At 67.6% G+C, this 18,580-nt stretch carries 13 protein-coding genes and 1 pseudogene; 7 read left to right on the top strand and 7 right to left on the bottom strand.

The window, feature by feature from the left end; genetic code table 11:
* The first annotated feature begins 18 nt into the window (after nt 1–18).
* The gene (locus D514_RS31515) at nt 19–1,437 is read left to right on the top strand and encodes a carboxylesterase/lipase family protein (RefSeq protein ID WP_031206038.1); all 1,419 of its coding nucleotides are present in this window, start codon (nt 19–21) and stop codon (nt 1,435–1,437) included.
* A 13-nt stretch (nt 1,438–1,450) separates the two neighbouring features.
* Here the strand turns inward: D514_RS31515 and hemW are convergent.
* From hemW to lepA, 3 genes and pseudogenes are all read right to left on the bottom strand, one after another.
* Nucleotides 1,451–2,660: pseudogene (hemW, locus tag D514_RS31510) on the bottom strand (radical SAM family heme chaperone HemW).
* Nucleotides 2,660–3,313, bottom strand: coding sequence for a DUF1990 family protein (locus D514_RS31505; RefSeq protein WP_017830360.1), 654 nt, complete (start codon nt 3,311–3,313; stop codon nt 2,660–2,662). The pseudogene hemW and the gene D514_RS31505 overlap by 1 nt, the downstream one beginning before the upstream one ends.
* A gap of 85 nt (nt 3,314–3,398) precedes the next feature.
* Entirely contained in the window at nt 3,399–5,252 is a 1,854-nt protein-coding gene (lepA, locus tag D514_RS31500) for a translation elongation factor 4 (RefSeq protein ID WP_017830359.1), read from the bottom strand.
* Nucleotides 5,253–5,493: 241 nt separating this feature from the next.
* Here lepA and D514_RS31495 point away from each other — a divergent pair, with 241 nt between their 5' ends.
* The 5 genes from D514_RS31495 (at nt 5,494) to D514_RS31475 (ending at nt 11,991) form a co-directional block, all read left to right on the top strand.
* Nucleotides 5,494–6,477: an ABC transporter permease gene (locus tag D514_RS31495; RefSeq protein WP_017830358.1), complete on the top strand. Its 984-nt coding sequence runs from the start codon at nt 5,494–5,496 to the stop codon at nt 6,475–6,477.
* A 2-nt stretch (nt 6,478–6,479) separates the two neighbouring features.
* On the top strand, nt 6,480–7,409 hold the full coding sequence (locus D514_RS31490) for an ABC transporter permease (protein ID WP_017830357.1): 930 nt from the start codon (nt 6,480–6,482) through the stop codon (nt 7,407–7,409).
* Nucleotides 7,406–9,334 (top strand): ABC transporter ATP-binding protein, encoded by a 1,929-nt coding sequence (locus D514_RS31485; RefSeq protein ID WP_017830356.1) that lies wholly within the window; start codon nt 7,406–7,408, stop codon nt 9,332–9,334. The genes D514_RS31490 and D514_RS31485 overlap by 4 nt, the downstream gene beginning before the upstream one ends.
* Nucleotides 9,335–9,450: 116 nt before the next feature.
* Entirely contained in the window at nt 9,451–11,160 is a 1,710-nt protein-coding gene (locus D514_RS31480; RefSeq protein ID WP_017830355.1) for an ABC transporter family substrate-binding protein, read from the top strand.
* Between the two features lie 75 nt (nt 11,161–11,235).
* Nucleotides 11,236–11,991 (top strand): alpha/beta fold hydrolase, encoded by a 756-nt coding sequence (locus tag D514_RS31475; protein WP_017830354.1) that lies wholly within the window; start codon nt 11,236–11,238, stop codon nt 11,989–11,991.
* Here D514_RS31475 and D514_RS31470 read toward each other — a convergent pair.
* Nucleotides 11,986–13,224, bottom strand: a complete 1,239-nt coding sequence (locus D514_RS31470; protein ID WP_017830353.1) for an MFS transporter — start codon at nt 13,222–13,224, stop codon at nt 11,986–11,988. The two genes, D514_RS31475 and D514_RS31470, sit on opposite strands and share 6 nt — an antisense overlap.
* Entirely contained in the window at nt 13,221–14,603 is a 1,383-nt protein-coding gene (locus D514_RS31465) for a glycoside hydrolase family 1 protein (protein ID WP_017830352.1), read from the bottom strand. The genes D514_RS31470 and D514_RS31465 overlap by 4 nt, the downstream gene beginning before the upstream one ends.
* A 223-nt stretch (nt 14,604–14,826) precedes the next feature.
* On the opposite strand from D514_RS31465, the gene rpsT reads away from it, so the two are divergent.
* Entirely contained in the window at nt 14,827–15,087 is a 261-nt protein-coding gene (gene rpsT, locus D514_RS31460; protein WP_017830351.1) for a 30S ribosomal protein S20, read from the top strand.
* A gap of 105 nt (nt 15,088–15,192) precedes the next feature.
* Here rpsT and holA read toward each other — a convergent pair whose 3' ends face one another.
* Both holA and D514_RS31450 read right to left on the bottom strand, forming a co-directional pair.
* Nucleotides 15,193–16,230, bottom strand: coding sequence for a DNA polymerase III subunit delta (gene holA / locus D514_RS31455; RefSeq protein ID WP_017830350.1), 1,038 nt, complete (start codon nt 16,228–16,230; stop codon nt 15,193–15,195).
* Between the two features lie 40 nt (nt 16,231–16,270).
* Nucleotides 16,271–18,574 carry a ComEC/Rec2 family competence protein gene (locus D514_RS31450; protein ID WP_236610964.1) on the bottom strand — a complete coding sequence of 768 codons (2,304 nt, stop codon included), beginning with the start codon at nt 18,572–18,574 and terminating at the stop codon, nt 16,271–16,273.
* Nucleotides 18,575–18,580 lie beyond the last annotated feature (6 nt).

The following is an 18,580-nucleotide window of genomic DNA, read 5'->3' as shown; positions in this document are numbered from 1 at the left end:
GACCCTAGGATGACGCTCATGACCACCTCGCCTCAGGCCACCCTGTCGAGCGGCACCGTCCGCGGCACCGAGGAGGCCGGGATCGTCCGCTATCTCGGCATTCCCTATGCACAGGCACCGTTCGGGGAGAACAGGTTCCGCGCACCGCGTCCGGCCTCGGCCTGGGAAGGGGTGAGAGATGCGACGCGGTTCGGTCCGACCCCTCCCCAGGTTCCCTACGCCGGTGCCATCGGCGAGCTGCTGGGTTCCGTGCGCATCGAGGGCGACGACATCCTCACCGCGAACGTGTGGGCGCCGGCGGATGCTTCCGGTGCGCCGGTGCTGCTGTGGATCCACGGCGGCGCCCTGGAACGAGGCACCGCTGCGCTGCCCCTCTACGACGGCACGGTCTTCGCCACAGCGGGCATCGTCTTCGTCTCCATCAACTACCGACTGGGTTCGGAGGGCTTCTCGGTGCTGGAGGGCGCGCCGCGAAACCTCGGTCTGCGCGATGCCGCCGCCGCGCTGGAGTGGGTGCACCGCGAGATCAGCGCGTTCGGCGGTGATCCGGCGCGGATCACCGCGATGGGCGAGTCGGCCGGCGGAGCGATCGTCGCCGGCCTCCTCGCTCGCGACAGCTCCCGCGAGCTGATCAGCAGGGCCATCATCGAATCCGGGCCCCTCCAGGCGCAGACGGCGCGGAAGGCGGGACGGGTGACCGCACAGCTCGCGAAGCGGCTCGGGGTGCGAGCGGACCGCGAGTCCTTCGCGGCGCTGGCACCCGAGCAGCTCCTGGACGCGCGGCGGGCGCAGGCCGCGGGGTCGTCGCCGCTCGGCGGAGCACCGGGCTTCCAGTTCGCGATCGACCCCGACAGCCTTCCCCGGTCGCCGCACGAGGTGCTCGCAGAGATCGACACTCCTCTACTCATCGGCAGCAACACCGACGAGTATCGGCTCTGGTTCCCACCCGAGGTGCTCGCGGGCATCAGCGAGTTCAAGATGCAAGCCGCCCGGATCCTCTCCCGGATTCGCCGGCGCGCGGTCGCCGAGTACCGCTCGGCCTTCCCCGGAGCGATCACCGGAGAGATCTTCGGGCAGCTCGTCACCGACATGATGCTGCGGGCACCCCTGAGTCGGGTGGCGGCCGCTCGTCCAGACGCGACGCACGTCTACGAGTTCGCCTGGCCGAGTCCGGTCCGAGACCTGCGTGCGGCCCACGCGTTGGAACTCGGCTTCGTGTTCGACCGGCTCGACGATGCCGAGGCCCGGCGCATGGCCGGCCCTGACGCTCCCCGTCACCTTGCGGCCGAGATGAACGCCGCGTGGGTCGCATTCGTGACCACGGGCGACCCCGGCTGGCCCTCCTACGGATCGGGTCGCCGGACGCGACTCTTCGATGCGGACAGTACGACCGTGGCGCAGCGACGAACAGCCGCGATGGATCTGCTCCCCGGCTGACGGCAGCTGCCGGTCAGTCGGTCAGTTCGCGAACCACGGCGTCGGCGAGAAGGCGACCGCGCAGGGTCAGCCGGATGCGTCCCTGGAGCGCCGCGACCGGGTCGATGAGCCCGTCGGCCATGAGCCCGGCGACTCTGCTCCGGTTCGCACTCGGCACGTCATCGACGGCGATCCCCTCGCGGATGCGGCTGAGCAGCAGGATGCGCTCGAGCGTGCGCGACTCCTCGTCCGGGCGCTCGGTTCCGGCCGCCGGCGATTCGGCTTCCGCGAGCCGCTGCGCGTAAGCGGCCGGGTGCTTCACGTTCCACCAGCGCAGACCGGCGACGTGGCTGTTTTTCGAAGTCCTTTTGGGTGTGATGCCNAGTGGGATCACCAAAATCGTTTCGAAAACGATCAGGGGTGCGCGCCCAGTTGCTCACCTCGTACCAGTCGAAGCCGCCGTCCGCGAGACGGGCATCGGCGAGCTCGTACATGTCGGCCTGGAGGTCGTCATCCGAAGTCGGCACCTCGCCGCGGCGGATCTGGCGGGCGAGCTTCGTGCCGTCCTCGATGATGAGCGCGTAGGCGGAGATGTGGTCGGGGTCGAGCGCGAGCGCGGCATCGAGGGAGGCCTCCCAGTCCGACAGCGACTCCCCCGGGGCCCCGTAGATCAGGTCGACGCTCACTGCGAGCCCCGCGTCCTTCGCTGCGGAGACGGCGGTGCGCACGTTCTCCGGGCGATGGGTACGATCGAGCGCGGCGAGCACGTGCGGAACGGCCGACTGCATGCCGACCGACATCCTCGTGACTCCGGCTCGTGCCAGAGTGCGGGCCACCTCGGGCGTCACGGTGTCGGGATTCGCCTCGACGGTCACCTCCGCCCCATCGGCAAGGCCGAAGGCACCGGTCGCGGCTTCGAGCATGCGCGCGAGGTCGCCTGCGGGAAGAAGCGTCGGCGTACCGCCGCCGAAGAAGACCGTGTCCATCGGCCGCAGCGCTCCCGCGTCGCCCAGCACTCGACGCGCGAGCGCGACCTCGGAGATCAGCGTCGAGGCGTAGTCCTCCTGCTTCGCCCCGCGCAGTTCGGTCGACGTGTAGGTGTTGAAGTCGCAGTATCCGCAACGCACAGTACAGAACGGAATGTGCAGATACGCGGAGAACGGCACCGTCGTATCGATCGGGAGATCGGCCGGCAGGTGCCCGTCCGCGGGTGCGGGGTCTCCGAGAGGAAGCGGTCCCGCCATCAGAGCGGGGTCGCGTAGAGCGGGGAGATCGCCCGGAGGTAGCGTGCGAAGAGCTCACGGCGGCGACGCTTCACGAGCGCCGGGATCGTGCGATAGAGAAGGCCGTTCGGCGCGTCGAACGCGCGGACGGTGAACCACACCTCGTCGTTGTCCTCGCGCCAGTCCACGTCGAAGGACTCCTCGCCGCTGACGACCGATCCGCCGACCGTGCCGAGGACGAAGCCGACGCGTCGGGTCTCCTCCGTGACGGAGATCACTCGCAGCTCGGAATCGGCGCGCATGCCGGCGACGCGTCCTCGAAGGTGCAGCGTCATCCCTGCCCCGACGAAGGGCATGCCCTCCGCGTCGTAACGCGGCTCGACGTCGCGCTTGCTCGGCGCGATCGGATTGCCTTCGGCATCGAAGCTCACGCCCGCATAGGCGGGACCCGGCGCAGGACGTACGTCTTCCACCGAGAGTCCGGCCGCACGCTGCGCGGTCCACGACAGAAGAGCTTCACCGGCGGTCTGGAAGCGTTCGACACCGCTGCCGATCCGCCAGGACTCCTCTGCCGGGATGCTGCGCTCCGGCGGGTACTGCATCAGGTCGGGCGCATGGGTCGCACCCACGGCCGCATAGTCCACCGTGTCGTCTCGGAAAGTCCCGCGCCGCATGACTTCCACCCTACTTCGCGTTACCTGAGCGAACACCCCCACGCGCCGCGGGGCGTCACATCCCCCGGGCGCGATCGAGGGCCCGCTACTTCTTGTCCTTGCCTTCGACGTCGCCCGAGAGCGCGGCGATGAACGCCTCCTGGGGGACCTCGACGCGGCCGACCATCTTCATGCGCTTCTTGCCCTCCTTCTGCTTCTCGAGGAGCTTGCGCTTGCGGGTGATATCGCCGCCGTAGCACTTGGCGAGCACGTCCTTGCGAATAGCGCGGATCGTCTCGCGCGCGATGATGCGGGCACCGATCGCGGCCTGGATCGGCACCTCGAACTGCTGGCGAGGGATGAGCTTGCGCAGACGCTCGGCCATCATCGTGCCGTAGGCGTAGGCCTTCTCGCGGTGCACGATGGAGCTGAAAGCGTCGACCTTCTCACCTTGGAGGAGGATGTCGACCTTCACGAGGTCGGCCTCCTGCTGTCCGGAGGGCTCGTAGTCGAGCGACGCGTAGCCCTGCGTCTTCGACTTCAGCTGGTCGAAGAAGTCGAACACGATCTCGCCGAGCGGCATGTTGTAGCGCAGCTCGACGCGCTCCTCGGAGAAGTACTCCATGCCGAGCAGCGTTCCGCGGCGTGACTGGCACAGCTCCATGACCGTGCCGACGTAGTCCTTGGGCAGCAGGATCGCCGCCTTGACCATGGGCTCCGACACCGAGCCGATGCGCCCGTCGGGATACTCGCTCGGGTTGGTCACGGTGACGGTCTCGCCGGTGTCGCTCGTCAGGACCTCGTAGATCACGCTGGGCGCGGTCGTGATGAGGTCGAGGTTGAACTCGCGGGCAAGACGCTCGGTGATGATCTCGAGGTGCAGCAGTCCGAGGAAGCCGCAGCGGAAACCGAAACCGAGCGCGACCGAGGTCTCCGGCTCGTACACGAGGGAAGCGTCGGAGAGCTTGAGCTTGTCGAGGGCTTCCCGCAGCTCGGCGTAGTCGCTGCCGTCGATCGGGTACAGCCCGGAGAAGACCATCGGCTTCGGGTCGGTGTAACCCGGCAGGGCCTCGGATGCCGGCTTCCGCGACGTGGTGATGGTGTCGCCGACCTTCGACTGGCGCACATCCTTCACACCGGTGATGAGGTAGCCCACCTCGCCGACGCCGAGCCCCTTGGTCGGAGTCGGCTCCGGGCTCGACACGCCGACCTCGAGGGCCTCGTGGTTCGCTCCGGTGGACATCATCTGGATGCGCTCGCGCGGTGAGAGGCTTCCGTCGACCATGCGCACGTAGGTGACCACACCGCGATAGGCGTCGTACACCGAGTCGAAGATCATCGCGCGGGCCGGAGCGTCCGCGTCGCCGGTCGGCGCGGGGATCTCCTGGACCAGCCGGTCGAGCAGCTCTTCGACGCCGACACCGGTCTTGCCCGAGACGCGCAGCACGTCCTCCGGCTTGCCGCCGATGAGTGAAGCCAGCTCCTTGGCGTACTTCTCCGGGTCAGCGGCCGGCAGGTCGATCTTGTTGAGCACCGGGATGATGTGCAGGTCGTTCTCGAGCGCCAGGTAGAGGTTCGCGAGAGTCTGCGCCTCGATCCCCTGTGCGGCGTCGACGAGCAGGATGGCGCCCTCGCAGGCCGCGAGCGAACGCGAGACCTCGTAGGTGAAGTCGACGTGACCGGGCGTGTCGATCATGTTCAGGGCGACGGTCTGACCATCGAGCTCCCACGGCATCCTGACCGCCTGGCTCTTGATGGTGATGCCGCGCTCGCGCTCGATGTCCATGCGATCGAGGTACTGCGCACGCATGTCGCGATCGGAGACGACTCCGGTGATCTGGAGCATGCGGTCGGCGAGGGTCGACTTGCCGTGATCGATGTGGGCGATGATGCAGAAGTTACGGATCTGCGCAGCCGGCGTCGCAGCAGGCTGAAGAGGAGTGAGAGCGCGTGGGGACATGTCCACTCGATTCTACGGTCAGGGGAGGCTAATCCCCGATTCGGCACTTCCGGTGATAGTCTCCCGAAGTTGCCAGGGAAAATCCGTGACACCGGATCCCGCAAGCGATAAGACTCCGTCATACACCCCGTGATGGTCGTCGCGTCGCAGAGTTCGGTGGATGGCGATTGTGTATCCAACTGACTCAGCGTTGCGTCGGCAGATCCCGAGCGCGTCTGTAGAAGAGAAAGACTGACCCCCCTTGATCAAGTACCTCCTGCGCCGAGCACTCGGCTGGCTGCTCATGATCGTGGTCGCCACGAATCTCACGTTCTTCCTGGCGTGGGGCTTCCTGGATCCGCGCAGCAACTACGTCGGGCGCCGACCTCCGCTTTCTCCGGAGCAGATCGACAACGTCCTCATCCCCCGCAACCTCAGCGACACGGTTCCGCTGATCGAGCGGTGGTGGAACTGGTTCAGCGGCATCCTGTTCCGCTGGGACTGGGGGGTGAGCCCCACAGGTCAGTCGGTGAACGAGCAGGTCTCGTACCGCATGTGGGTCAGCGCCGAGCTCGTTCTCGGGGCGACGATCATCGCGGCGGTGCTCGGCATCTGGCTCGGTGTCTACACGGCCTCGCGTCAGTACAAGCTCGCCGACCGCATCGGCCAGGCGACCTCGATCATCACGATGAACGTGAACATCATCGTCGCCGGACTCGCCGTGGTGCTCCTCGCGATCTCCCTCAACGAGTGGACCGGCGTCCGCATCTTCTACGTCACCGGCTCCTCGAGCCCCGGCGTCACCGGCTTCTTCCCCGTGCTGGTCGACACCCTGCAGCACCTCACGCTGCCCACGATCGCGCTCGTGATCGTCGGCTACGCCCAGTACCACTTCCTGCAGCGGTCGCTGCTGCTCGACAACATCAACGCCGACTACGTGCGCACCGCCCGGGCCAAGGGGCTGACCAAGGCGCAGGCGGTCCGCAAGCACGCCCTGCGCACGTCGCTCATCCCGGTCGCGACGCAGGTCGCGTTCACGATCCCGACGATCTTCACCGGCGCGATCCTGACCGAGCGCATCTTCGCCTGGCAGGGCATGGGGCGGTACTTCCTCGACACCATCAACAACAACGACATCAACGGCGTCGTCGCCGTCGCCGCCTTCGGCGCCGTGCTGACAGCGATCGGTGCGGTTCTCGCCGACATCATCGTCGTCGTTCTCGACCCGCGAGTGAGGGTGAGCTGATTATGACCACCGATATGATCGACCCCCTCGTCGAGCCGCCGGCAGCGCCGCCCAGCGCCGACCGCGCCGCGGACAAGTCGCTGTCCAAGTGGACGCTCTACACGCGCCGGTTCATGCGCAACAAGCCGGCCGTCGGCGGCGTCGTCGTCCTGCTCGTCCTGGTCCTCTTCTCCACGCTGGGCCCGGTGCTCTCGCCGTACGCCGTCGACAGCATGGACTTCCTCGCGCTGAGCCAGCCGCCGTCCGCGGCGCACTGGTTCGGTACCAACGGCGCCGGCAACGACACCTACACGCAGACGGCCATCGGCCTGCAGCGATCCCTCATGATCGCGATCACGGTCTCGGTGGGAACGACGATCCTCTCCGCGCTCGTCGGTACCGCCGCCGCGTACTTCGGCGGCTGGTTCGAGCGAATCGCGCTGCTCGTCATCCACTTCATGATGGTCGTGCCGACCTTCCTCCTGCTGTCGATCATCTCCAACGACTCCGGCGGCGTGTGGTGGGTCATCGCGTTCGTGATGATCTTCGTCAGCTGGTTCTTCCCCGCTCGTATCATCTGGACGATGACGCTCTCGCTGCGTGAGCGCGAGTACGTCCAGGCATCGCGCTACATGGGCGTCCGCGGCCTGCGCATCGTGACGCGTCACCTGATCCCGAACATCGGATCCCTGCTGGTCATCAACTTCACCCTCGGCATCGTCGCGGCGGTGACGACCGAGACCGGCCTGTCCTTCATCGGCTTCGGTGTGAAGATCCCCGATGTCTCGCTCGGCTCGCTGATCGGTGAGGGCAGCTCCTCGATCACCAGCTCGCCGTGGCTGTTCTACTTCCCCGCGTTGGTCCTCACCCTGCTGACCGTGTCCATGGCGCTCATCGCCGATGGACTGCGCGATGCCCTCGATCCCACTTCGGCTGCAGGAGGCCGCGCATGAGCCCCGTACTCTCCGTCCGCGACCTCAAGGTCAGCTTCGCCTCCGAGGCGGGACGCGTCGACGCCGTGCGCGGCGTCTCGTTCGACCTCGAAGCGGGAAAGACCCTCGGCATCGTCGGCGAGTCCGGTTCCGGCAAGTCCGTCACCTCTCTCGCGGTGATGGGCCTGCTGGACGAGAACGCCAAGGTCTCAGGGTCCATCGTGTTCGACGGCCAGGAGCTCCTGGGCAAGACCGACGCGCAGCTCTCCACCATCCGCGGCAACGGGATCTCGATGATCTTCCAGGACCCGCTGACCTCTCTCACCCCGGTGTACACGATCGGCGCGCAGCTGATCGAGGCGCTGACGGTGCACCGCAACCTCAGCATCAAGGAGGCGACGGCGCGCTCGATCGACCTCCTCAAGCTGGTCGGCATCACCGAGCCCGAGAAGCGGATGAAGTCCTTCCCGCACGAGTTCTCGGGCGGCATGCGGCAGCGCGTCGTCATCGCCATCGCGATGGCCAACGACCCGAAGCTGATCATCGCCGACGAGCCCACCACGGCTCTCGACGTCACGATCCAGGCGCAGATCCTCGACCTGATCGAGAAGGCCCAGGCCGAGACCGGTGCCGCCGTGATGATGATCACCCACGACATGGGGGTCGTCGCCCGCACGGCCGACGACGTGATGGTCATGTACGCCGGCAAGCCGGTCGAACAGGCGCCGGTGCGCGAGCTGTTCCACCAGACCCGCATGCCGTACTCGATCGGTCTCCTCGGTGCCATCCCTCGTGTGGACAAGGCGGAGAAGGAGCCTCTCACCCCGATCAAGGGCAACCCTCCCCTGCTGATCGACCTGCCGGATGCCTGCCCATTCGCTGACCGCTGCCCCATCGTCATGGACGCGTGCCGCACCAGCGAGCCCGAGCTCCTGCCGGTCCTCACCGGCGGCGGCGAGGAGCACCGCGCAGCCTGCATCCGCGCGAACGAGATCACCGACGGCGGCCTGCTCGGAGGTCTGCCCGTGTACCCCGTGCGTGAGGCACCCGAGAGCCCGCTGACCCGGGTGCCCCGCGAACAGCGACCGATCACCCTCGAGGTGAAGAACCTCACCAAGACCTTCCCCCTGCTCAAGGGTGCGTTCCTGAAGCGCAAGGTCGGCGAGGTGCACGCGATCAAGGGCATCAGCTTCGACGTGCGCGAGGGAGAGACCCTGGCCATCGTCGGCGAATCCGGCAGTGGGAAGACCACGACGCTCCTCCAGATCATGGACATGGTCAAGCAGACCGAGGGCGACATCGTGATCGCGGGAACCAGCGTCAACGACATCCGCAGCCACAAGGTGGAGCGGGCTCTGCGCCGCGACATCCAGATCGTGTTCCAGGATCCGATGGGCGCCCTCGACCCTCGCATGACGGTCGCGGACATCATCTCGGAGCCGCTGTCGGCCATCGGTACGCCGAAGGCCGAGGCGCACCGGCGTGTCAAGGAGCTGATGGACCTCGTCGGGCTCAACCCCGCGCACAGCGACCGCTTCCCGCAGGCGTTCTCCGGTGGACAGCGTCAGCGCATCGGCATCGCCAGGGCGCTGTCGACCAACCCGAAGATCCTGGTGCTCGATGAGCCGGTCTCCGCGCTCGACGTGTCGATCCAGGCCGGCGTCATCAATCTGCTGGACGACCTCAAGGTCAAGCTCGGACTGTCGTATCTGTTCGTGGCCCACGACCTATCGGTCGTCCGACACATCGCCGACCGGGTCGCCGTGATGTATCTCGGCGACTTCGTCGAGCACGGCGACGTGGACGATGTCTTCGACAACCCGCAGCACCCGTACACCAAGGCGCTGCTGTCGGCGATCCCTGTGCCGGATCCCGACATCGAGCGCACCCGCGAGCGGATCGTGTTCGATCCGGCGACCATGTCGGCCCACCCCGCTGCCTCCTGATGAGGAGCGCATCACCGTCCGATAACGGTTAGCCCAGATTCACTCGCCGCCCGGGCAATCGGGGATCCGGCGAACTATTCTCCCCTTATGACACGCCGCAAGGCGAAAGGAGCACCATGAAGCAGTACAAGCTGATGGGAGCGCTGGCACTCACCGGCGCTTTCGCACTCGCGCTCAGCGGGTGCGCTACCGGCACCACCGGTGGTAGCGACAAGGGCGACAGCGGCGAAGCAGCCGGTGTCGAGATGGCGAACTACAACCCGCAGCCGCGCGAGAACCTCAAGGAGGGTGGCACGGTCAACTTCGCCATCCGCGAGGTCCCGCCGCAGCTGAACTCGTTCAACAGCGACGGCAGCGCCGACACCGCGCGCATCGCCGCGTGGTACATGCCGCAGATCATCCTCATGAAGCCGGATGGCACGCAGTACAAGAACGACAACTACCTCTCCGAGTGGAAGAACGAGGTGAAGGACGGCAAGACGGTCCTGACCTTCACGTTCACCGACGAGGCGCACTGGAACGATGGCACCGACATGGACTGGACTGCCATCGACGCCACGTGGAAAGCCAACCGTTCCTACGACGAGGGCTTCAACCCGAACGCGACCGACGGCTACAAGGACATCGAGTCCGTCGAGCAGGGCGACACGGCCAAGACCGCCATCGTCACCTTCAAGGGCGAGTTCGCCTGGCCGCAGATGCCGTTCAACGGCGGCGTCATGCACCCCGCGCTCGCTGACCCGACCACCTTCAACGAGGCGATGATCGAGAACCCGCACCCCGAGTGGGGCGCAGGTCCGTACACGATCAACGAGTTCGACGCCAACAAGGGCTACGTCTCGTTCAAGCCGAACCCCGAGTGGTGGGGCGACGCTCCCCTGCTCGACGAGGTCACCATGACCGGCATGGACGCCCAGGCCGGCGTCAACGCCTTCAAGAACGGCGAGGTCGACATGGTCGAGACGGGCTCCCAGGAGCTCATCGATCAGGTCAAGGACGTCGACGGCGCCGTGGTCTACCGCGCACAGCAGACGGCCAACACGATCCTGCAGGTCGACTCGACCAAGCCGCAGTTCGAGGACGTCAAGGTTCGCGAGGCGTTCTTCAAGGCGATCAACATCGATCAGCAGAAGCAGATCGCTTGGAACGGCCTCGGATACGAAGAGGACCCGGCCGGCTCGCTGACCCTGTTCTCGTTCCAGCCCGGCTACTCCGACTCGATGAAGGCCGCTGGCTGGAAGTTCGATGTCGAGGGCGCCAAGAAGCTCCTCGACGAGGCCGGCTGGACGGAAGGCTCCGACGGCATCCGCGAGAAGGACGGCGTCAAGCTCTCCGTCGTGTACCCGATCTGGGCTGACTCCGCGACGCAGAAGGCCCTCGCGCAGTCGCTGCAGGCTCAGCAGAAGGCGATCGGCATCGACGTCAAGGTCGAGGTCCGCCCGGCCAGCCAGTTCTCCGAGGACTACACCTCGAAGAACTGGGATGTCTCCGGACTCCGCTTCACCTCCTCCGACCCGTTCGGTGCCGCGTGGTTCTGCCAGCTGTACTGCTCGGACTCTGGTCTCAACCTGTCGGGTGTCGGTGACGCCGAACTCGACGCCGAGATCAAGGACAAGGTCGAGTCGCAGAGCGACCCCGAGGCGCAGACCGCTGCCGCGATGAAGCTCGAGCCCGAGATCTACAAGCGCTGGGGCCTCATCCCGCTGTACAACGGCCCGCAGATCTACACCGTCAAGGAAGGCCTGGCGAACCTCACGCCCGAGCCCTACGTCGGTCTCGACCTGTTCGGCATCACCCCGGTCGAGAACGTCGGCTGGGAGAAGTAACACTCTCTGACACACATCGTGTCGAAGCGGGGTCGGTGGTTCATCCACCGGCCCCGCTTTCCTTATGCTGAACCCGTGAGCGCCCAGATCGTCTTCGTGCACGGCATCCGCACCTCGGCCACCATGTGGCGATCGCAGGCTGTCCACCTCGAAGAGCGCGGCGCCGCGTTCACTGCCGTGGATCTGCCGGGTCACGGCACCCGCATGCAGGAGGACTTCACCCTCCACGAGGCGCTGCACACGATCGACGTCGCGGTGCGCGCCGCAGCCGAGAGGGGCCCGGTGCTCCTGGTGGGGCATTCCATGGGCGGCCTGCTGTGTCTCGCCTATGCCGGCGGGGCAGAGCGTCCGCCGGTCGCCGGGCTCATCGCCGCTGCCTGCACGTCGCTCCCCCGCGGTGCCGGTCTTCGCGCATATCGCCTGTTCGCCCGTGCCGTCGATTCCCTCCCCGACCGTGGGATGTGGCTCACCAGACGGATGCTCGAGGCCACCATCCCCCTCGAGACCCGATCCGACTTCGCCGCAGGCGGGTACGCGCTGGACACCCAGGACGCCGCGCTTCGCAGCCTGGCGGCACTCGACGTCGCCGCGGCGATCCCCCGCATCACGATTCCGCTCTGGTTCGTGAACGGGCAGTACGACCAGCTGCGGCTCAACGAGTCGCTGTTCCGACGGCTCGCACCCCACGCCGAGCTCATCATCGTGCCGCGCACGACGCACCTCGTCACCGCGATGCGGCCGCAGATCTTCAACGCTGTGCTGCAGCTCGCCATCGCCACAGTGGAGCGGGATGTCACCCGTGACCTGGAGCGGGACTCCTCGACCTCATGACGCCCTGACCGGCTGGCGCGCGAAGGCCGTGAGCAGCCCGCCGACGAGGGACAGCACCGCGGCCGCGACGAACACGAGCCAGAAGCCGCCCACGAGCGCGACCAGCCCCGCCCCCAGCACCGGTCCGATGAGCTGCCCGAGAGCGGCTGTCACGTTCACGATCCCGAGATCCCTCGCATGGTCTTGCTCGTCCGGCAGCAGGTCGGCGGCGAACGCGAGGCCCACCGTGGAGAACGCTCCGTAGCCGAGGCCCATCAGGGCGGCAGCGATCATCGTCATCTCGAACGTCGGCACGAGCGCGATCGCCACCCCCGAGGCCGCCTGGACGACGGTCGCGGTCACCGTGAGCGTCCGCCGATTCCCTGTGCGGTCGGAGACGATTCCCGTGACCACCGAGGCGATGACCACGAACACCGTATAGACGACGATGAGCAGCAGCAGATTGTCCTGCGCCACCGCACTCGGCTGACCGAGGCCGTGCAGCAGGAAGAACAGGAACAGCGCGGTTCCGAGGGCGTTGCCGACATTCGTCACGAGGCGCCCGGAGAGCATCCAGGCGAAGTCCCGATCTCGCAGCGAGGCCAGACGGCGTCGTCCGATCTGCTTCGGTCGCATCGCCTCCGTGCTCGGCGGATCCGGCAACAGCAGAGCGGCGGTCGTGCCGGCCACGGCGATGACCCCCGCGAGCAGGAGATACCCCTCGTGGATCCCGAGGCCGAGGAGGACGACGAGCCCCACTCCGACCACGATGCCGACGGCCTGGCTGGAGCCGACGGCAGCAGAAGCGGCCCCGCGCTGTGTCGTCGGCAGCTGGTCGGCGATGAGCGCGGTGAAGGCCGCCGATGACACGGCGACGCCGATCGACACCCCCACCCAGCCGGCGCCCACGGTCCACGGGCTTTCGGCGTAGCCCGTGAGCGCGAGGCAGACCGCGGTGAAAAGCGCGCCGCCCACGGCCCACGGGCGACGACGGTGGCGTCCGGCCGCCGCACGATCCGAGAGCGCACCGGCGGCGGGGCCCGCGATGATCCCTGCGAGCCCGCCGATACCGAGAACCAGCCCGGAGGAGACGACACCACGGATCCAGTCGTCCTCCGGGGTGTCGAGCTGCAGCGGCAGCAGCAGCTGGACGGGCGTGAGCTGCACGGTCCAGATCGCCAGCCACGCCAGCGTGAACAGCGACATCCATCGCGCCCCCGCCCGCGCCGTGCGAGCGCCGACGACCTCGGTCACCGCTTCTCCCCCGTCCCGGCCACCTGAGGAACCGCTGCACGCGAGCTCGCGATGACCTCTCGATACCAGTCGTACGAAGCCTTGGGCGTGCGCTCGCCCGTATCGAAGTCGACGTGCACGAGACCGAAGCGCTGAGTGTAGCCGTCGGCCCACTCCCAGTTGTCCAGCAGGGACCACACCGTGTACTCCTCCACCGGCACCCCGGCATCGATCGCATCGCCGACGGCAGCGATGTGGTCGGCGAGGTATGAGATCCGATCGGCATCGTCGACACGGGCGGCACGGTCGGGCTCGGGGAACGAGGCACCGTTCTCACCGATGATCACGGGCGGCAGCTGCGGATGCCGGGCGTGCAGGTCGATCAGAAGATCGTGCAGAGCGCTCGGCATGATCGGCCATTCCGGACCGAACCCGGTCACCGGTACTCCGGGTGTGGGAACGATGTCGAACGGAATCGGACTCTCCTCCCCGGCTGCGGTCACCGTGGTCGGGTTGTAGAAGTTGATGCCGTAGAAATCGATCGAGCGGCCGATGGCTTCGAGGTCACCGTCCTGCACGGGCATCGGAGGCAGGCCGAGTGCTTCCAGGTCGGGGTACGAACCGGCGAGGAGCGGCTCGCTGAAGACGCGGTTGTGGATCAAGTCGTAGATCGCCGCCGCTCGGTGGTCGTCGGCGGTGTCGCGCAACGGCAGGACCCAGGTGTGGTTGTTGACCAATCCGACGGATGCGGCACCACGCTCGCGTAGAGCGGCCGCCGCCCGAGCGTGCGCGAGCAGCTGATGGTGCGCGGTCGGCAGCGCGCCGAAGAGGAGCTGCTTTCCTGGTGCCAGCGCACCCACCGCATAGCCCTGGAGCGTCGTCATGGCGGGCTCGTTCAGGGTGTACCAGTGCTGCACACGGTCGGCGAGGCGATCCGCCACGATCGCCGCGTAGTCGGCGAAGCGCTCCGCCGTGTCCCTCTCGAGCCATCCGCCGCCCGCTTCGATTCTGCTCGGCATCTCCCAGTGGAAGAGGGTGGGAAACGGCACGACTCCCGCGTCGAGGAGAAGATCGACCAGATGGGAGTAGTGATCGAGCGCCACCCCGTCGCCGCGTCCGAGGCCGTCCGGCTGTACGCGGGCCCAGGGGATCGAGAACCTGTAGCGGTCGAGCCCGAGCCCGGCGGCGAGAGCGACGTCGGCCTCGGGGTGTCGATAGCTGTCACAGGCCGGGTCTGCGACCGAACCGTCGAGGATGGCTCCCGGCCTCTCGAGGAAGTCGTCCCAGATCGATCGCCCTGATATCCCGGTCGGGCGCGACCCCTCGATCTGGAAGGCCGAGGTCGCCGCGGACCAGCGGAGCCCTGCGGGCAGGGAAGAACGAGAGGACGCGGGGGTCATATGGGCTCCTTGACATCAGTGTCGGGATAGTGATGATTCTGCACCCGGTACCATCGAAAGCGCGACGGCGTCTCGTGTTCCCGTCGCCGTTTCGCGTCAACAGCCCGTCTGCTGGTAGACTCGACTCTTGGCTTGCGTGTGGGTTCTTCCCTCACGACCGCTGTGCAGCAGCCCTCTTCTGCTGCCGGCATTCCGAACACTCCTGTACAGAAAGCGTCCACACGTGGCAAACATCAAGTCGCAGATCAAGCGCAACAAGACCAACGAGAAGGCGCGCGAGCGCAACAAGGCCGTGAAGAGCGAGCTCAAGACGGTCATCCGCACCACTCGCACGGCCGTCTCCGCCGGCGACAAGGCAGCAGCAGAGGCCGCCCTGAAGAAGGCCGCCGTCAAGCTCGACAAGGCCGTCAGCAAGGGTGTCCTGCACAAGAACCAGGCGTCGAACCGCAAGTCGGCTCTCGCCAAGCAGGTCGCTTCCCTCTGAGCCGAAGCTTCTGAGAAAGGCCCGTCCCGTCATCGGGGCGGGCCTTCTTCATTGCCTCGGAAAGGTCATCGCGTCGGCGAGCCGGCCGGATCCTGAGGCGATCGGCTACTCCCCGAACGGCTGACGCGTGGCGATCACGGTGACCATGCGCTCGATCGCGAAGATCGGGTCACGAGCGGCACCCTTGACCTCGCCGTCGGCCCTCGCCGTGGCCTGGATCGCCATCCCGAGGGAGCGTTCGTTCCAGCCTGCGAGGTCGCGGCGGGCACGATCCACCTGCCAGTCCTTCATGCCCAGGCGCTGAGCGAGCTGGCGGCTCGGCTCGCGGTTGCCGGCGACACGCGCCATGGTGCGCAGCTTCATCGCGAATGCCGCGACCATCGGCACGGGGTCGGCGCCCGATGAGAGCGCATGGCGGAGGGCGATGAGGGCCTCTCCGTAGCGACCGGCGATCGCCGTGTCTGCGACGACGAAGGCCGAGACCTCGACCCGGCCACCGTAGTACTTGGTGACGATCTCTTCGGAGATATCACCCTCGACGTCGCCGATGAGCTGCTGACAGGCCGCAGCGAGTTCGGTCAGATCGTCGGCGAATGCAGAGACCAGAGCACGCAGAGCGGGAGGCGCGATACGCTTCTTCGCCGCACGGAACTCGCCGGCGGCGAAGTCGACCCGGTCGCTGTCGCGCTTGATGGCCGGGCAGGCGATCTCGATACCGCCGCCGTTCCCGGCGCGCAGCGCGTCGAGAAGCTTCTTGCCGCGCACGCTGGCGCCCGTGTGGCGAAGGATGACCGTCGCACCCTCTTGCGGGTTGTCGAGGTAGGACACCGCCTCCTGGATGAACGCGTCGGAGCATTTCTCCACACCCGAGACACGCACCAGGCGGGGTTCTCCGAACAGCGACGGCGAGGTGAGGGAGAGCAGGGTTCCAGGAGCGTAGTCATCGGCGCGGACATCACTCACTTCGAGTGCAGGGTCTTCGGCCCGGAGGTAGTCGCGGACACCGGCGATCGCTCTCTCGGCACAGACCTCTTCCGGGCCCGACACGAGCACGATCGGGGCGGGGTGCGGCTCGCGCCAGGAGACCTGAGGAATCTTGGTGGGCTTCGCGCCGCCGCGGGAGGGGGTTCGCGAAGCTGCCATGGATCCAGCCTACCGGCGGTGGCCGACATGGCTCGGACCGTCACCGCCCCACCTGTTCCGTCCAGACCTGCAGCTCGCCGTCCCGGAGGCCGAGCAGGATGCGTCCCTGCTCGTCGGTGCGCAGCACATGCGCGCCGGTCGCGGCCAGGACGTCGAGGGTCTCGGAGCGTGGATGGCCGTAGTCGTTGTCCGCTCCGACGCTGAACACGGCCACCCGCGGTTGGATCATCTCGTACAGGCCCGGCTCCTGATCCGCACTGCCGTGATGAGCCACCTTGACCACGGCGTACGGCGTCAGCCTCGCTGAACGCTGCAGCATGCGCTGGGGCGCTGCGGAGAGGTCGCCGAGGAAGATCGAGCGCGGCACTTCTCCCCCGTCGAACTCCATCACGACACTCGCGTCGTTGCCCTCGGGGAACGCGACGGACTTCCGTAGCGGCCACAGCACGCGCCACGCCGCCTGACCGAGCATGCCGTGCCGGCCCGCCGAGGCCTCATCGACGTGCGCGCCTCCCGCGACGAGGTCTTCGAGAAGACGTCGATCCGACTCCTCGGCGACCGGACCATGCAGAGCCGTGGAAACTCGCCCCTGGACAGCGCCTATCCCGCCGACGTGATCGAGGTCGAAGTGGGTGAGCACGAGGAGATCGATGCGCTCGATGCCGAGCGATCGCAGGCACGCGGAGAGAGGCTCCGGATCAGGCCCCACGTCGATGAGCGCGACCTCGGTCGCCGACCGCACGAGCACTGCGTCTCCCTGTCCGACATCGCATACGGCGATGGCCCACCCCTCCGGAGCGGTCGCCGTGGCCAGGGGGCCATCGAGGAGCACACGGGATCCGGCCAGCGAAACAACGACCACGAGGATCGCCGCCGCTCCTCGCCTCGCCCACACGCTCGCGCGCGCGATGTTCGGACCCAGATCCCTGGCGGGTGCCCGAATCAGCACGATGGCGACCGCTGCACTCACCACAGCCACCAGCAGGGCGCTGGCGGGCCCAGCAGGCACCAGGACCTGCGCGCCCGGTAGTCTCGCGGTCGTTGCGGCAGTCGTCGCGATCCAGGCCGCCGGCAGCCACGCCGAGGACGCGAGCAGATCAGCGAGCGCGGGCAGGGGCGCCGAGACGCAGGCGAGGAGTCCGATCACTGTCGCCAACGGAGCCGCCGGAGCGGCGATCAGGTTCGCGGCGACGCCGATCAGCGACTGCTGCGGCGCGAACAGTGCGATGATCGGGCCGCACGCGAGCTGTGCCGCCAGCGGCACAGCGACGGCCAGGGCGACGGGATGGGGCATGCCCCGGCTCATGCCCCGCGCAAGCGGTGGAGCGAGGAGGATCAACGCGCCCGAGGCGACCACCGACAGCGCGAACCCGGGTGTTGCCGCCAGCCATGGATCTGCCAACAGAATCCCGGTCGCACACAGGGACAGCATGCCGGCACCGGCGCTCGGCCTGCCCAGGAGCACCGTGAGCATGCCCACAGCCGCCATCACGCCTGCCCGGATCACGCTCGGCTCAGGAGTGACCAGGACGACGAATCCGGCAAGCCCGGCGAGGGAGAGCCCGACGCGCATCCCCCGCCCGCCACCGCACACTGCCGTCAGCCAGAAGAGTGCCCCGACGACGATCGCGCAGTTCGCACCGCTGACGGCGGTGAGGTGGCTGAGGCCACTGATGCGCATGTCTTCGTTCAAAGCAGACGTCACCGCACGGGTGTCGCCCACCGCGAGGCCGGGTAGAAGGCCGGATCCTGGCTCCGGCAGGCGCAGCGAGCGTTCGACGAACGCGCTCTTGAGACCTGCCGCGACACCGAAGGCACCGGATGCGGGTGAGACGACCTCGGCGTCACTCGCGAAGACGACCAGCGCCGAATGCTCCCCCGCATCGGTCGCCGACGACTCTCCCACCGCGCGGATCTGCGCTCCGAGGTCGAAGCCTTCGGCAGGATCGACGCCGAGGCGCACCGGCGCACGGGAGGCGGAAGGACTCCCCGACGGACCGAGCGTGGTCGTCGCCACTTCGAACCACAGCCGCCCGTCTCGTCCGACCGAGGCCGAGGATGTCACCTCGGCTGTGATCTCGACGACGCGACCGTCCCATCGCGTGGCCGCGTCCCGCGCGGGGAGGGCGAATCCGACGGAGGCCGCCGCGGCAGCCATCGCGGCCAGCACCACGACCACGAAGCCCCCGTGGTCGTGCTGACCGCGCGCGCCGTGCGACCGACGACACACGAAGGCCAGCACTCCCACCGCGGCTGTCGTGCACGCGCCGGCACACCCCCACGAGACCGCCGGGAGCAGCACGCACAGCAGCGCCATACCCCACACCGCCACCGCGAGCGGCACCAGCCG

Source organism: Microbacterium sp. UCD-TDU (genome assembly GCF_000340625.1).
Lineage (GTDB): Bacteria > Actinomycetota > Actinomycetes > Actinomycetales > Microbacteriaceae > Microbacterium > Microbacterium maritypicum.
Note: the sequence above shows the minus strand (reverse complement) of the source record. Positions and strands in the feature narration are given on the sequence as shown.

Coding starts and splice junctions, on each gene's coding strand:
- D514_RS31515 (WP_031206038.1), top strand. CDS start 19: ATGACCACCTCGCCTCAGGCCACCCTGTCGAGCGGCACCGTCCGCGGC.
- D514_RS31505 (WP_017830360.1), bottom strand. CDS start 3,313: ATGCGGCGCGGGACTTTCCGAGACGACACGGTGGACTATGCGGCCGTG.
- lepA (WP_017830359.1), bottom strand. CDS start 5,252: ATGTCCCCACGCGCTCTCACTCCTCTTCAGCCTGCTGCGACGCCGGCT.
- D514_RS31490 (WP_017830357.1), top strand. CDS start 6,480: ATGACCACCGATATGATCGACCCCCTCGTCGAGCCGCCGGCAGCGCCG.
- D514_RS31485 (WP_017830356.1), top strand. CDS start 7,406: ATGAGCCCCGTACTCTCCGTCCGCGACCTCAAGGTCAGCTTCGCCTCC.
- D514_RS31480 (WP_017830355.1), top strand. CDS start 9,451: ATGAAGCAGTACAAGCTGATGGGAGCGCTGGCACTCACCGGCGCTTTC.
- D514_RS31465 (WP_017830352.1), bottom strand. CDS start 14,603: ATGACCCCCGCGTCCTCTCGTTCTTCCCTGCCCGCAGGGCTCCGCTGG.
- holA (WP_017830350.1), bottom strand. CDS start 16,230: ATGGCAGCTTCGCGAACCCCCTCCCGCGGCGGCGCGAAGCCCACCAAG.